This window comes from Streptomyces sp. NPDC029296, assembly GCF_055569255.1.
Genome location: NZ_JBVHXT010000001.1, coordinates 86214 through 100503 on the forward strand (window position 1 = coordinate 86214; position 14290 = coordinate 100503).

Below are 14290 nucleotides of genomic sequence, written 5' to 3' on the forward strand. Positions count from 1 at the left end.
CGGGTCGCTTCCCCCCTCCTCCCCCCCCCCCCCCCCCCCCCCCCCCCCTCTCCCCCCCCCCCCCCCCCCCCCCCCCCCCCCCCCCCCCCCCCCCCCCCCCCCCCCCCCCCCGGCCGGACGTTCAGGGGCGGCGCCACTCGTCGCCGGTCAGATGGGACCCGGCCTGCGGGCCCATGCGCAGCATGCCGCCGTCCACGCTCCAGGAGGCACCGGTGACGTACGAGGCGTCGGGGCCCGCCAGGAACGCGATCACGGCGGCGACCTCGCGGGCGTCGCCGGGCCGGCCGAGCGGCACGCCGGGGCGGCGCACGGTGTGCACGTCGACGTCCTCCTGGCCGGTCATCGGGGTGGCGATCTCGCCGGGTGCGACCGCGTTCACCGTGATGCCGTACTCGGCCAGTTCCAGGGCCATCACCTGGGTGAGCAGGCCGAGGCCGCCCTTGGCCGCGCAGTACGGGGCCGCGCCGACCCGGGGCTGGTGCTCGTGCACCGAGGTGACGTTGACGATCCGGCCGCCCTCGCCCTGCTCGATCATCCGGCGGGCGGCCCGCTGGCCGAGCAGGAAGGGGCCGACGAGGTCGACGTCCAGGACCCGGCGGACGTCCGCCAGGGTGAGGTCGAGGTAGGGCGTCATGGTGCCCGTGCCGGCGTTGTTGACCAGGACGTCGAGCCGGCCCAGTTCCCCGGCCAGCTCGTCCACGGTGTCGGCGGCCTCGGGCAGCCGGGTCAGGTCCAGCCGGGTCACGACGGCGCGGCGGCCGTGCGCGCGGACCCGTTCGGCCGTCTCCTCGGCGCCCTTGTCGTCGGTGTGCCAGGTGATCCCGACGTCCAGGCCCGCCTCGGCCAGGCGTACGGCGGTGGCGCGGCCGATGCCGGAGTCCGCGCCGGTGACGATGGCTGCGCTGGGCATGACCAGCCTCCTGCTTCCGTGAGCGTGGGTTCTCGCACTACCCGGGGGCGGGGCGGGCAAACGGATCGCGCCACCGGGGCGGGGGCGCGTGGTGGTGCGCGGCGGGTCCCGTTGGTTCCGCGCGCCCCGGTGGGGCGCCTGGTGTGAACCTGGTGGCATGGAACCCGTCGCCGCTCTCGACCGGATCGCCTTTCTGCTGGAGCGGGCGCTCGCGCCCGCCTACCGGGTACGGGCCTTCCGTACCGCCGCGCGGACGCTGGCCGCGCTGCCCGGGAACGAGGTGGCCGAGCGGGCCGCCGCCGGGACGCTGGAGTCGCTGAAGGGGGTCGGGCCGAAGACCGCGCAGGTGGTGCGGGAGGCGCTGGCCGGGGAGGTGCCCGGGTACCTGAGCCGGCTGGAGGAGGAGGCCGGGGCACCGCCCGAGGGCCCGGGGGCCGGGCTGCGGGCACTGGTCCGCGGGGACTGTCACACCCATTCGGACTGGTCCGACGGGGGCAGCCCGATCGAGGAGATGGGGCGGACGGCGGCCGCGCTGGGGCACGCGTGGGTGGCACTGACCGACCACTCGCCCCGGCTGACCGTGGCCCGCGGCCTGTCGGCCGAACGGCTGCGGGAGCAGCTGGCCGTGGTGGCGGAGCTGAACACCCGCTGGGCGCCGTTCCGGCTGCTCACCGGCATCGAGTGCGACATCCTGGAGGACGGCTCGCTGGACCAGGAGCCGGAGCTGCTGGAGCGGCTGGACGTGGTCGTGGTGTCGGTGCACTCCAAGCTGCGGATGGACGCCCGGTCCATGACCCGGCGCATGGTGGCCGCCGTGCGCGATCCGCACGCCGACGTCCTCGGGCACTGCACCGGGCGCCTGGTGACCGGCCGGGGGCGGCCGGAGTCGCGGTTCGACGCGGACGAGGTGTTCGCCGCGTGCGCCGAGTCGGGGACGGCCGTGGAGATCAACAGCCGCCCGGAGCGGCTGGACCCGCCGCGGCGGCTGCTGCGCCGGGCGGTCGAGGCGGGGGCGCTGTTCGCCGTCGACACCGACGCGCACGCGCCGGGCCAGCTGGACTGGCAGATCCTCGGCTGCGCCCGGGCCGAGGAGTGCGGGGTGCCGCCCGAGCGGGTGGTGACCACCTGGCCGGCCGAGGACCTGCTGGCCTGGACCCGCGAGGGCCGCCTCCCGGCCCGGGTGCCGGGTTCCTGACCCGTCCGGCGTGGTACCCGTCCCGCAGTGAGCACCGGAAAGGAATCCCGCATGGAACGAGCCGCCGTCTTCGACGTGGACGGAACCCTCGTCGACACCAATCATCTGCATGTCGTCACCTGGTGGGAGGCGTTCCGCCAGGCGGGGCACGAGGTGCCCATGCACGCCGTGCACCGGGCCGTCGGCCTGGGCTCCTCGGACCTGATCGCGCACCTGCTCGGCGACGGCCGCGACCGGGAGCGGGACGACGAGCTGAGCGCCGCGCACACGGCGCTGTACGGCCAGTACTTCGACCGGCTGCCCGCCCTGCCGGGCGCCGGGGAGCTGCTGCGGCGGCTGCACCGGGACGGCTGGGCGGTGGTCCTCGCCACCTCGGCGAGCGGCGCGGAGCTGGGCGCGCTGCGCCGGGCGATCGACGCGGACGACGCCATCACGGCAACGGCCAGCTCCGACGACGTCCAGGAGGGCAAGCCGGCCCCCGAGCCGGTGGAGCACGCCCTGGAGCTGGCCGGGGTCCCGGCCTCACGGGCGGTGTTCGTCGGGGACACGGTGTGGGACATGCGGGCGGGCAGCAAGGCGGGGGTGCGCTGCGTCGGGGTCCTGTGCGGCGGGATCCCCCGGGCGGACCTGGAGGAGGCCGGGGCGGAGGCGGTGTACGCCGACCCGGCGGACCTGCTGGCGCGGCTGACGGGGAGCGCGCTGGGGTGAGCGGCGGCACCCCTGCGAGCCGGTGACGCGGGTCACGCGGGGGGACGGAACACCATGGGGCGGCTGCCCGTTGAACAGGCCGTGGGTGCGGACGGGACAGTGTCCCCGGGCCTCACCTTTCGCCCACAGGGAAGATCGTTCGGCTGAAGCCCTGTGGAGCCCTTCGCCGCGAGGCGACCGCCGTCCGCGCCCACCACCGACCGCCCCGGCCGTGAAACCCCCGTCACGGCCGGGGCTTTCGCGTTCCCACGCCCTCGGCGCGCGTCCCCGGGCGGAGCCGGCGAGGCGGTGTCCCGGCCGGCGCGTATCAGCCCGCGGAGCCGGGGCCGGGCGGGAGGTGAACGGTCATGATCAGGTGGCAGGTCCCGGTGCCCGCGCCGCGGTAGGTGTGGGGGGCGTCGCCGTCGAAGGCGGCGGTCTCGCCGGCCGCCACGGGGTGCTCGGCGCCGTCCACGACCAGCGTCATCCGGCCGGAGGTGACACTGACGGTCTCCACGACACCGGCCTGGTGGGGGTGGCTCGGGTACTCCTCGCCCGGTTCCAGCGTCCAGCGCCAGACCTCGACCGGGGCCGGCCCGGGGGTGGTCAGCATCAGCCGGGCCTCGCCGCCCTGCGGCCCGGTCCACAGCGGGGTCAGGCCACCGGCGGCCACGACGCGTACGCGCCCCTCGGTCCGGCCCTCCAGCAGGGCGGAGACGGAGACGCCGAGGGTGTCGGCCAGCCGTACCAGGGTGGCGAAGTTCGGGTTCCCCTGAGCCTTCTCCAGCGCGACGAGGGCCCCCTTGCTGACCTGGGCCCGCCGGCCGAGTTCGTCCAGCGACAGGCCGGCGCGGGTGCGGGCCGCCCGGACGTTCCGCGCAAGGGTCCGTAGCGCCGCCTCGGTCTCTGCCATCCGATCACATCCTCAATGGGCCACCGCACTGCACCGATCGGTCGTTCGATTGACACGCCCCGGTCGGTACGTTGTACGGTTCAGTCGTTCCATTGATAGTAAGGGATCCTCTCGTGCTCACTCCGCCGGCCACCGGCCCGATGAACGTGCCGTCCCCGGTGACCGCCCTGGTCTCCGCCGCGCCGCCCGGCGCCGTGCGCCTGGTGCCGGGCGAGCACCCGGGCCCGCCGCCCGCGCCGGCGGCGGTGGTCCATGCCGGCGCCGGTCACGGGGCCGGCTCCGCACGGCCCTCCCGGACGGTGCCGCCGCCGGCGTTCGGCGCGGGCGCCGCCATCGCCCTGCAACCGGCCTTCCCGCCCGCGGCGTCCGGCAGCGGCGTCGCTCCGCCGGTCGTCGGCCGGGCGGTGTCCTCGGCCGTCACCCCGGCCGCGCCCACGGTGACGTACCACGGGCCGGGCCCCGAGAGGTCCGCCTACGCGATCCCGGGCGCCGCCGGCATGCTCGGCTCGGTGGCGGCTCGCCGCCCTCGGCGGGGACCTCACCGTCGTCGCCGTGATCACCGCCCGTACCCGGCCGGCACGGTCCTGCCCGCCCGCGCCGTGCTCGCCGAACGCGTCCACCGGAGCCGGCTCGCCGGCCTGGGCACCGCCGCCGTCGCCGCCGGCCTGCTCGCCCTCACCTGACCCGCCCCCCTCACCCCCGCAGGGAGCCGCATGTTCATCCATCCCTGGGACGCGAGCCTGGACGACGCCGAATGGCAGACCTGGATCGCCGAGGGCCACGACTTCGGCCAGCTCGCCGTCAACGGCACACCGGGCGGGCCGCCCGTCGTCGTCCCCACCCACTTCGCGCCCGACGAGGACCGCCTGCTGATCCATCTGGCCCGCCCCAACCCGGTCTGGCAGGCGATCGAGCGGGACCCGGACGTCGCCTTCACCGTCATCGGCGACTACGCCTTCGTCCCCGGCCCCTGGCGCGCCGAGCCGGACACCCCGCCCACGGAGGGCGTGCCCACCAGCTACTACGCGGCCGTCCAGTTCACCTGCCGCGCCCACATCGTCGACGACCCCGAGGGCAAGGCCGACCTGCTGCGCCGCCAGCTGGCACACTTCCAGCCCGACGGCGACCACGCCCCCGTCGCCCCCGACCGGCCCCCGTACGGCCGGATGCTCCCCGGTATCCGGGGCCTGCGCCTGGACGTGCTCGGCGTGCGGGCCAAGTTCAAGTACGACGACCACAAGGACGTCGGGCACCGCGCCGCCGTGGCCGACCGCCTCACGCGGCGCGGGCAGGGCCTCGACCTGCCCACCGCCCGCCGGCAACTGCGCCGACTGGACCGCGTCGGCCCCTGGACCCCCTGACCCCGCCACCGGCACCCGCTCAGAACGACAGGACCCCGCCATGACCGCCTTCCGCATCAGCCCCGCCGTCGCCGACGCCTTCCCCGACACGCTCATCGCCCTGGTCACCGCGACCGGCCTGCGCGGCCGCGAGCCCTGGCCCGCCACCGACACCGCCCTGGAGGACCTGGAGGGGCGACTCGCGGCGGGCACCTGGCAGCCGGCCGACGAGAGCGACCCGCGCATCGAGGCGTGGCACGCCGCCTACCGCTCCTTCGGCACCAACCCCCGCCGCGTCCGCCCCAGCGTGGACGCCCTCGGCCGCCGCATGGCCAAGAAGGGCGTCCTGCCGCGCATCAACCCGGCCGTCGACTCCTACAACGCCGTCTCCGTCCGCCACGGCCTGCCCGCCGGCGCCTTCGACCTCGACCACGTCACCGGCGACGTCGACATCCGGCCCGCCGACGGCAGCGAGGAGTTCACCCCGCTCGGCGAGCCCGGCACGGTGGAGAACCCCAAGCCCGGCGAGATCGTCTACGCCGACACCACGGGCGTCCTCACCCGCCACTGGAACCACCGCGACGCCCATCGCACCCGCGTCACCGAGGACTCCGCACGCGTCGCCTTCGTCCTGGAGACCCTGCACGCCGCCCGGGACGGCCACCTCCTCAAGACGGCAGCGGAGGAACTGCGGGCCCTGCTCCTCCCCCACACCGGACACGTCACGGTCCACTGCCTCAGCGCCGCGCATCCGCACATCGCCCTTGCTCCGTGAGGCGGTCGACGCGGCGGACGTCCGGGACGCAGAGGCCGAGGAGGGCCGCGGCGGCGGTCGTCGCGGCGCACACCAGGAGCCCGTCCCGGCTGTCCGGCACGCAGGCACAGGGGGTGGTGACGAGGCGGCCGAGGGGGACGGCGGGGCGGTCCCCCGGCACCGTTGAACGCGCTCGTGCGCTCTCCGGCGGGGTCCGCTCCGGCCGGGGCCGGGGCATGCGGTGGGCGCGCGTGCTCTCCTGGCGTGCCTTCGGCGGGTCCGGTGATGGCGTCCCTCGTGGATCCCGTCCCGGGCTGCTGTGCCGCTGCCCGCTAGCCACTCGCCGGGAACGCGCCGCCGCGGTCGTGCGCCCGGAAAGCTCTCGGTGTAGTCAGCGTACTCCCGGCCGTGGCGGGCGGCAGGAAGTGCCGTCCGGGGCGGCCGGACCGGCCCGCGAAGCGGAGCCGTTCGTCCCGTGGGCAACGGGCGCCCGCGGCGGGCGGCCTCCCCCTTTCGGATCTTCCCGCGCCGCGAGCCCGTGCAAGGCCGCCACGGTGCGCGCGACGACCCTATGCTTCTACATGCTTGTAGAGAACGGCCGGCTTCCCGGCGGTTCTCACGGACATCGCAGACATACGCACATGAAGGAGTGGACGCCGCGATGGTGTTCAAACGGCTGCTCGGCTCGCTCGGCATCGGCGGACCCTCGGTGGACACGGTCCTCGACCCCGGTCCCGCCCTGCCGGGCCACGGCCTGACCGGTCAGGTCCATCTCCAGGGCGGGGACGCGGACTTCGACATCGACCACATCACGCTCGAACTCGTGGCGCGCGTCGAGGCCGAGCACGACGGCGGTGAGAGCGAGGGTGTCGTCGCCTTCGACCGGTTCACGGTCGGCGGCGGCTTCCGGCTCGCGGCGGGCGAGCGGCGCAGCGTCCCGTTCGGCGTGACGCTGCCCTGGGAGACGCCGGTCACCGAGCTGTACGGCCAGCCGCTGGGCATCGTGCTCGGCGTGCGCACCGAACTGGGCGTGGCCGGGGCCAAGGACAAGGGCGACCTCGACCAGCTGACCGTCGGGCCGCTGCCCGCCCAGGAGGCGATCCTGGAGGCCCTGGGACAGCTCGGCTTCGGCTTCAGGTCCGCCGACCTGGAGTACGGTCACATCGGCGGTACGGGCCAGCAGTTGCCCTTCTACCAGGAGATCGAGCTGACCCCGGCCCCGCGCTACGCGCACCAGGTCAGCGAGATCGAACTGACCTTCCTCGCCTCCCCCGCCGGCCTGGAGGTCGTCCTGGAGGCCGACAAGCGCGCCGGTCTCTTCTCCTCCGGCCACGACGCGCTGACCCGGTTCACCGTCGGTCACCACGACTCGCGTGACTGGAGCGCCGAAGTCGACGGCTGGATGCGCCAGTTGGTCGAGCACCGCGCCGGATACGGCTCCCACGCCGGGTACGGGCACGGCGCCCCGTACGCGGGCGACCACGGGTATCACGAGCACCACCACCACGAGCAGCACCGCTCCGGTCCGGGCATCGGCACCGCGGTCGCCGCCGGTGCGGCGGGGCTGGCGGTCGGCGTCGTGGGCGGCATGGTCGCGGCCGAGGCCGTGGACGAGATCGGCGACTTCTTCGAGGACGACGAGGGCGGCGAGGACTGATTCCCGGCGGCCGGCGTCGGGCGCCGGCCGTCTCCGGGAGGCGGCCGGCGTCCTCGCCGCGCGTGGACTCCGCCGGACCCTCGGGCCATCCACGCTTCTTCTACAGTCCTGTAGATTCATTCCGGTAGTCATCGTCTCACCGAGGAGGAGAGCAGTGGGAGTTTCCCTGTCCAAGGGTGGCAACGTCTCACTCAGCAAGGAGGCGCCGGGCCTGACCGCCGTCCTGGTAGGACTGGGCTGGGACGTGCGGACCACCACCGGCGCCGACTACGACCTCGACGCCTCCGCGCTGCTGCTCGACGCGTCCGGCAAGGTCCTGTCGGACCGGCACTTCGTCTTCTACAACAACCTGACCAGCCCGGACGGCTCGGTCGAGCACACCGGCGACAACCTCACCGGCGAGGGCGAGGGCGACGACGAGTCGATCAAGGTGAACCTGGCCGCCGTGCCCGCCGAGGTCGACCGGATCGTCTTCCCGGTGTCCATCCACGACGCCGACGGCCGCGGCCAGAGCTTCGGCCAGGTCCGCAACGCCTTCATCCGCGTCGTGAACCAGGCCGGCGGCGCGGAGATCGCCCGCTACGACCTCTCGGAGGACGCTTCCACCGAGACGGCCATGGTCTTCGGCGAGCTGTACCGGCACGGCACGGAGTGGAAGTTCCGCGCCGTCGGGCAGGGTTACGCCTCCGGGCTCGCCGGTATCGCGTCCGACTTCGGCGTCAACGTCTGACCGGCGGCCCGTGATGTTCGGGTTGAGTGAACTGGCGGTCCTCCTCATCGTCGTCATCGCCGTCCTGGCCGCGAAGAAGCTGCCCGGACTGGCCCGGTCCGCGGGCAAGTCGGCGCGCATCCTCAAGGCGGAGGCCAGGGCGGCGCGGGAGGAACAGCCGTCGGCGGGGCGACGGGTGATCCGGGGAGAGACCGTGCCCCCGGCATCCCCCGGCCCGGACCGGGGGTCACCCCGGCCGCCGGCCGACGAGAGGGCTCGCTGACCGGCCTCCCCCGGTAGTCGGCCCGGGCCGGCCGGTACCGGTACGCGGCGGGGGAGGCGAGGCCGTCGGCCTCGCCCGCCGCGGTTCGCGTGGTCCCGGTGCCGGTGGCGGGTACGGCGCCCAGGCGCCGCGCCCGCGCGAGCGCCGCTCCTCGCCGGCCCCGTGCGGCGCTCGGGCCCCGTCGGCCCGTCAGGCGTGCGGAGCCCGGCCGCTGACCCGGTGGTCGGCGTGGCTGAGCGCCTCCAGGACCAGCCGCCGCAGGTGCCCGTCCCGCAGGCTGTAGTACACGTGCCGCCCCTCGCGCCGCGTCTCCACCAGGCCCGCGAGCCGCAGCTTGGCCAGATGCTGGCTCACCGCCGTCCTCGACGCCTCGCACCGCTCGGTCAGCGAGCCGACGTCCGACTCCCCTTGCGCGATCAGCCACAGCAGATGCAGCCGGGTCGTGTCGGACAGCATCGCGAAGACCTCGGTCGCCTCCGCGAGACGCGCGCTGTCCGGGGGGCGCAGGTGCGCACCGGGCGCAGTGGGCAAGGTCTCGCGTGCAGGCATGCACACAGCCTAGAGGCCGGATCACGGCAGGGTCTGCGCCCGGCGGTTCCCTCCCGTCTCCATATGTGCACGAGTGCGCACCTATGGATACAGTGGGAGTCGGCCGTGCTCGTCTCCGACCTGCCGAGGGACCGCCGCATGCTCTCCGTCCTGCGCGACCGCACCTACCGGCACCTCTTCACCGCCCAGGTGATCGCCCTGGTCGGCACCGGCCTGGCCACGGTCGCGCTGGGCCTGCTCGCGTACGACATCGCGGGCGCCGACGCCGGCGCGGTCCTCGGCACGGCCCTCGCGATCAAGATGGTGGCCTACGTGGTGATCGCCCCGGTGATCGGCGCGGTCGCCGACCGGCTGCCCCGCCGGGCCCTGATGGCCGGCGCGGACCTGGTCCGGGCCGGGGCCGCGCTGGCGCTGCCCTTCGTGGACCAGGTCTGGCAGGTCTACGCCCTGATCTTCCTGCTCCAGTCCGCGTCGGCCGCGTTCACCCCCGCCTTCCAGGCCGTCATCCCCGAGGTGCTGCCCGCCGAGCGCGACTACACGCGGGCACTGTCGCTGTCCCGCCTCGCCTACGACCTGGAGAGCCTGTTCAGCCCGGCTCTCGCCGCCGGCCTGCTGACGCTGGTCACCTACGGCCGGCTGTTCCTCGGCACCGTCGCCGGCTTCCTCGCCTCGGCGGCGCTGGTGGTCTGCGCCGTCCTGCCGAAGCCGCGCACGGCGGCCGGGCGCGGCCGCGCGTACGCCGAGGCCACCGCCGGCGCCCGCCTCTTCCTCGCCGTGCCGCGGCTGCGGGCCCTGTTGTCGCTGAACCTGGCGGTGGCGGCGGCGAGCGCGATGGTCACGGTCAACAGCGTGGTGTACGTCCGTGACCACCTGGGCCGGGGCGCGGCCGACGTGTCCTGGGCGCTCGGTGCCTACGGCGGCGGTTCGATGGCCGTCGCGCTGCTGCTGCCCCGCGTCCTGGACCGGGTGACCGACCGCACGGTGATGCTGCGCGGGGCCCTGCTGATCAGCGTCGTCTTCGCCGCGCTCGGCGCGCTCCTGGCGGCGGGCGGCGGCGGTTGGCGCTGGCCCGCGGTACTGGCGGTCTGGGCGGCCTTCGGGGCTGCCTGTTCCATGGTGCTGACACCGGCGGGGCGGCTGGTCCGCCGCTCGGCCCCGCCGGAGAGGCGCACCTCCGCCTTCGCCGCCCAGTTCTCCCTCTCCCACGGCTGCTGGCTGCTGACGTATCCGCTGGCCGGGTGGCTGGGCACGGCCGCGGGCCTGCGGTCGGTGGTGCTCGTCCTGGGGCTGATCACCCTGGTCGCGGGTCTGCTGGCGGTACGCCTGTGGCCGCCGGAGGAGGCGCCGGTCGTCGAGCACGAGCACCGGGACCTGCGCGACGACCACCCCCACCTCGCGGACGCCGTACGCGTTCCGCACGGCTGGCGGCACAGCCACCCCCGGCCGGCCGACGGACTTCACGCACGGACCTGACGGGCGCGCCGGAGGTGACGAAGCCGCCCTATTGACGGCGTCAATAGGTCACATCGACATCGCGTCTTGGACTCTATACACACACGTCACGCATGGTGGTTGATGTCGGCCAGCGGGCCGGCACCACCCACCGAAGGGAGTGATCCATGCGTGACCTCGCCGAGGGCGTCAGGCGTTTCCAGCGAGACGTCCATCCGCGCAAGGCGGAGCTGTTCGCCCGCCTCGCCGGGAACCACGCCCCGCACACGCTGTTCATCGGCTGTTCGGACGCCCGTGTCGTCCCGGAACTGATCACGCACAGCGAGCCGGGCGAGCTGTTCGTGCTGCGCACGGCCGGGAACCTGGTGCCGGTCCACGGCCCGGGCGCCGAGGCGGTGGCCGCGGGCATCGAGTACGCGGTCGCGGTCCTGGGAGTGTCGGACATCGTCGTGTGCGGGCACTCCGCCTGCGGCGCGATGACCGCGCTGGCCGAGCGCCACGATCTGGGTCCGGTCCCCGCGGTCGCCCGGTGGCTGCGGCACGCCGGTGCCCGGGTTCCCGCACCGACGGACGTCTCCGGCCTGGTGCGGGCGAACGTGCGGACCCAGCTCGACCACCTGACCACCCATCCCTCGGTGGCCCGGGCGCTGGCCGACGGCTCCGTCACCTTGCACGGCTGGGTCTTCGACATCGCCACCGGAGCCGTCGACGTCCTCGACGCGGACGCCCGCGACAGCGCGACCGCGGCCTGACCCCGGCCCGCCCCTTCCCCCTCCCCCTCGGGACGGCGCACGAGTCCGCCTCCCGTTTTCCCCGCCGAAGGAGACATCCATGACGCACGCCCAGCTCGACCCGGCCGCACGTCAGGCCGTGGCCATCGCCGCGGTCGAGGCCAAGACCCGCAAGGACCTCACCTGGCAGCAGATCGCCGACGCCGCCGGCCTGTCGGTCGCGTTCACCACCGCCGCCGTCCTCGGCCAGCAGGCCCTGCCGGAGGCGCCCGCCCGCGCGGTCGGCGAGCTGCTCGGCCTGGACGAGGACGCGGTGCTGCTGCTGCAGACGATCCCGACGCGCGGTTCCCTGGCCGGCGCCGTTCCCACCGACCCGACCATCTACCGCTTCTACGAGATGCTCCAGGTCTACGGCACCACGCTGAAGGCCCTGGTGCACGAGCAGTTCGGGGACGGCATCATCTCCGCCATCAACTTCAAGCTGGACGTCAAGAAGGTCGCCGACCCCGAGGGCGGCGAACGCGCCGTGATCACCCTGGACGGCAAGTACCTGCCGCTCAAGCCCTTCTGATCCCGTCCGTTCGCCCCGAACGGTCTCCCCGGACGGGTCAGGGCCCCACCCCTGGCCCGTCCGGGGCCCCCGCCACCGCACGTCCGCCCGGTGGCATCCGGCACGCACCACCGCCCCCCACAGAGGAGAGCCGACATGGACTTCACGCGACGCACCATCGACCTCGCCCGCCGCAACGTCACCGAGGGCGGCCGGCCGTTCGCGACCGTCATCGTCAAGGACGGCGAGATCCTCGCCGAAAGCCCCAACAAGGTGGCCCAGACCGGCGACCCCACCGCCCACGCCGAGATCCTCGCCATCCGCGAGGCCTGCGTGAAGCTCGGCACCGAACACCTCGTCGGCGCCACGATCTACGTGCTGGCCCACCCCTGCCCGATGTGCCTGGGCGCGCTGTATTACTGCTCGCCCGACGAGGTCGTCTTCCTCACCACCCGGGACGCCTACGAACCGCACTACGTGGACGACCGCAAGTACTTCGAACTGGCCACGTTCTACGACGAGTTCGCCAAGGACTGGACCGAGCGGCGACTGCCCATGCGCCACGAGCCGCGCGACGCCGCGGTGGACGTCTACCGGCTCTGGCAGGAGCACAACGGCGGCGACCGACACGTCGCGGACGCTCCCACCTCCTCCTGAACGGGTGGCGCCGCCGCGCGAGGGTCCGGCGCACCGCTCGTATATTGACGGGGTGTCCGTGGAACTGCGTCACCTGCGCTACCTGCTCGCCGTCGCCGACCAGGGCAGCTTCACCCGGGCGGCGGAGGAGCTGTACATCTCCCAGCCGACCCTGTCCCAGCAGGTCAGACAGCTGGAACGGACGCTCGGGGTGCAGTTGCTGGACCGGACCGGGCGCAGCGTGCGGCTCACCGACGCGGGCGAGACCTATGTCCGGCACGCGCGGCGGGCACTGCGCGACCTGGCGGCCGGCGAACGGGCCCTGCACGACCTGCGGGACCTCTCGCGCGGCCGGCTGCGGCTCGCCGTCACACCGTCCTTCACGGCGTACCTCGTCGGGCCGCTCGCGGCGGAACTCCACGACCGGCACCCGGGGATCACCCTGACCCTCCGGGAAACCACGCAGGACAGCATGGAATCGGCGCTGCTCGCCGACGACATCGACCTCGGGATCGCCTTCGCCGGCCCGCACCAGCAGGGCATCGAGGCCACCGACCTGTACACCGAGACCCTCGGCCTCGTGGTCCGTGCCGATCCCGACGGCGCCCCCGGCCCCTCGGCGCCCATGGACCTGCGGGAGCTGACGGACACGGAACTGGTACTGCTCAGCGGGGACTTCGCGACGCGCGGGCACATCGACGACCATCTCGCCCGGCACGCGGTCACCCCCCGCATCGCGATGGAGGCCAATTCCGTCCAGGCCCTCATCGAGATCGTCCAGCGCACCGCGCTCGCCACCGTCCTGCCCGACGCCGTCACCCACGACCACCCCCGGCTGCGGCCCGTTCCGCTCCGGCCCGCGCTGCCCGCCCGCGAGGTCACCCTCCTCGCACGGGCCCACGCCTACCGGAGCGCCGCCGTGCGCGCCTTCACCCGGATCGTCGACGACGTGGTCGGGCTCCGCGGGTACCGCCCGGGCTGAACGGACGGTGATACGCCCCGGCCCGGCGGTCAGCCGAACGGACACGCCACGGTCTTGGCTGCGCTACCGGGCCGGGACGGGGCCGTACCGTTGGGGCGTTGGTGCCGTCGGCGGGCGGACCGGTGTCGTGCGGAGAGTGAACACAGCGTGAGCGTGCGCGAGTCAGCCAGTGGACGGCCGGTGCGCCGGCGGGTGGGACCGGCCGCGGAGGCGTGCCGCCCATGACCGCCACCGCATGCGGCCCGCGGTGCGTCGGCCGGGACGATGTCGTACGGCACGTCGGCCGGATCCGTTACGTGGGCCGGCTGACCGCGCTGACCGCCGTCCTCCTGCTGACGCCGCTGCTCGGCCGGCTCGCGGTGTTGTGCGGACAGCGCGGCGCGCACCGGCTGCTGCGGCTGTGGACGCGCTCGCTGCTGGCGGCCGCGGGAATCTCCGTCCGGGTCCGGGGGAGCCTGCCCCGGTCGGGACCGGCGCTGCTGGTGTCGAACCATGTCACCTTTTTCGACGGGATGGCCATCACGGCCGGGTTTCCCGGCCTGCTCGTCGTCACCAACGAGAGCGCGGCCCGCAACCCGCTACCCCCGGGGAACGTTCAGTTGCCGGCCGCCCGGCGGCGCGTTCCCGCCGGCGGTACTGCAGGCCGCGCTCGACGCGGAGGCCCCCGTACGGCCGTTGCTGACGCGCTGTGTCGTACGCGGGAGCGGGCCGACGGCGCGGGGCAGTTACTTTCCCGGCGACGAGAGCCTCGTGGCCATGTTCCGCCGCGTGCTGCGGATCAGGGACGTGGAGATCGAGATCAGCGCGCTGGAGGCGGTGGATCCGTCGGGGTGCGCCGACCGGCGCGCACTCGCGCACCTCACCAAGGCGCGGATCGACGAGGCGGCCGGCACGGGACCAGCGTCGTGCGGGACGGCCGGCGGCTGAGCGGCCCCGGGCGGG

The 14290-nt window shown here is 74.5% G+C and carries 16 protein-coding genes and 1 pseudogene; 14 read left to right on the top strand and 3 right to left on the bottom strand.

The window, feature by feature from the left end:
- Window positions 1-121: 121 nt before the first annotated feature.
- Window positions 122-910, bottom strand: a complete 789-nt coding sequence (locus ACZ4W9_RS00225; protein WP_467932117.1) for an SDR family oxidoreductase — start codon at window positions 908-910, stop codon at window positions 122-124.
- Between the two features lie 157 nt (window positions 911-1067).
- On the opposite strand from ACZ4W9_RS00225, the gene ACZ4W9_RS00230 reads away from it, so the two are divergent.
- Window positions 1068-2105, top strand: coding sequence for a PHP domain-containing protein (locus ACZ4W9_RS00230; RefSeq protein ID WP_467932118.1), 1038 nt, complete (start codon window positions 1068-1070; stop codon window positions 2103-2105).
- A 51-nt stretch (window positions 2106-2156) separates the two neighbouring features.
- Window positions 2157-2813 carry an HAD family hydrolase gene (locus ACZ4W9_RS00235; protein ID WP_467932119.1) on the top strand — a complete coding sequence of 219 codons (657 nt, stop codon included), beginning with the start codon at window positions 2157-2159 and terminating at the stop codon, window positions 2811-2813.
- 307 nt (window positions 2814-3120) lie between these two features.
- On the opposite strand, the gene ACZ4W9_RS00240 is transcribed toward ACZ4W9_RS00235, so the two are convergent.
- Window positions 3121-3705, bottom strand: a complete 585-nt coding sequence (locus tag ACZ4W9_RS00240; protein ID WP_467932121.1) for a helix-turn-helix domain-containing protein — start codon at window positions 3703-3705, stop codon at window positions 3121-3123.
- A 128-nt stretch (window positions 3706-3833) separates the two neighbouring features.
- On the opposite strand from ACZ4W9_RS00240, the pseudogene ACZ4W9_RS00245 reads away from it, so the two are divergent.
- The 6 genes and pseudogenes from ACZ4W9_RS00245 to ACZ4W9_RS00270 all read left to right on the top strand — a co-directional run.
- Window positions 3834-4388, top strand: a pseudogene (locus tag ACZ4W9_RS00245) (EamA family transporter); the annotation flags it as partial.
- 30 nt (window positions 4389-4418) lie between these two features.
- A complete protein-coding gene (locus ACZ4W9_RS00250) occupies window positions 4419-5066 on the top strand; it encodes an FMN-binding negative transcriptional regulator (RefSeq protein ID WP_467932122.1) in 648 nt (215 codons plus the stop codon).
- A gap of 40 nt (window positions 5067-5106) precedes the next feature.
- Window positions 5107-5820: a B3/B4 domain-containing protein gene (locus ACZ4W9_RS00255; protein ID WP_467932123.1), complete on the top strand. Its 714-nt coding sequence runs from the start codon at window positions 5107-5109 to the stop codon at window positions 5818-5820.
- A 640-nt stretch (window positions 5821-6460) separates the two neighbouring features.
- Window positions 6461-7456: a sporulation protein gene (locus ACZ4W9_RS00260; protein ID WP_467932125.1), complete on the top strand. Its 996-nt coding sequence runs from the start codon at window positions 6461-6463 to the stop codon at window positions 7454-7456.
- A 154-nt stretch (window positions 7457-7610) separates the two neighbouring features.
- A complete protein-coding gene (locus tag ACZ4W9_RS00265; protein WP_467932126.1) occupies window positions 7611-8186 on the top strand; it encodes a TerD family protein in 576 nt (191 codons plus the stop codon).
- A 13-nt stretch (window positions 8187-8199) separates the two neighbouring features.
- Window positions 8200-8448: a twin-arginine translocase TatA/TatE family subunit gene (locus tag ACZ4W9_RS00270; protein ID WP_467932414.1), complete on the top strand. Its 249-nt coding sequence runs from the start codon at window positions 8200-8202 to the stop codon at window positions 8446-8448.
- Between the two features lie 189 nt (window positions 8449-8637).
- Here ACZ4W9_RS00270 and ACZ4W9_RS00275 read toward each other — a convergent pair whose 3' ends face one another.
- Window positions 8638-8997, bottom strand: coding sequence for an ArsR/SmtB family transcription factor (locus ACZ4W9_RS00275; RefSeq protein ID WP_467932128.1), 360 nt, complete (start codon window positions 8995-8997; stop codon window positions 8638-8640).
- A gap of 138 nt (window positions 8998-9135) precedes the next feature.
- On the opposite strand from ACZ4W9_RS00275, the gene ACZ4W9_RS00280 reads away from it, so the two are divergent.
- The 6 genes from ACZ4W9_RS00280 to ACZ4W9_RS00305 all read left to right on the top strand — a co-directional run bounded on the left by ACZ4W9_RS00280 (window position 9136) and on the right by ACZ4W9_RS00305 (window position 14275).
- Window positions 9136-10470, top strand: coding sequence for an MFS transporter (locus ACZ4W9_RS00280; RefSeq protein ID WP_467932415.1), 1335 nt, complete (start codon window positions 9136-9138; stop codon window positions 10468-10470).
- A 146-nt stretch (window positions 10471-10616) separates the two neighbouring features.
- Window positions 10617-11201 carry a carbonic anhydrase gene (locus ACZ4W9_RS00285; RefSeq protein ID WP_467932129.1) on the top strand — a complete coding sequence of 195 codons (585 nt, stop codon included), beginning with the start codon at window positions 10617-10619 and terminating at the stop codon, window positions 11199-11201.
- A gap of 79 nt (window positions 11202-11280) precedes the next feature.
- Window positions 11281-11751: a cyanase gene (gene cynS / locus ACZ4W9_RS00290; protein WP_467932130.1), complete on the top strand. Its 471-nt coding sequence runs from the start codon at window positions 11281-11283 to the stop codon at window positions 11749-11751.
- A gap of 135 nt (window positions 11752-11886) precedes the next feature.
- A complete protein-coding gene (locus ACZ4W9_RS00295; RefSeq protein ID WP_467932131.1) occupies window positions 11887-12387 on the top strand; it encodes a nucleoside deaminase in 501 nt (166 codons plus the stop codon).
- A gap of 52 nt (window positions 12388-12439) precedes the next feature.
- The gene (gene cynR / locus ACZ4W9_RS00300) at window positions 12440-13348 is read left to right on the top strand and encodes a transcriptional regulator CynR (RefSeq protein ID WP_467932133.1); all 909 of its coding nucleotides are present in this window, start codon (window positions 12440-12442) and stop codon (window positions 13346-13348) included.
- Window positions 13349-14104: 756 nt separating this feature from the next.
- Window positions 14105-14275, top strand: coding sequence for a hypothetical protein (locus tag ACZ4W9_RS00305; RefSeq protein ID WP_467932134.1), 171 nt, complete (start codon window positions 14105-14107; stop codon window positions 14273-14275).
- Window positions 14276-14290: the final 15 nt, after the last annotated feature.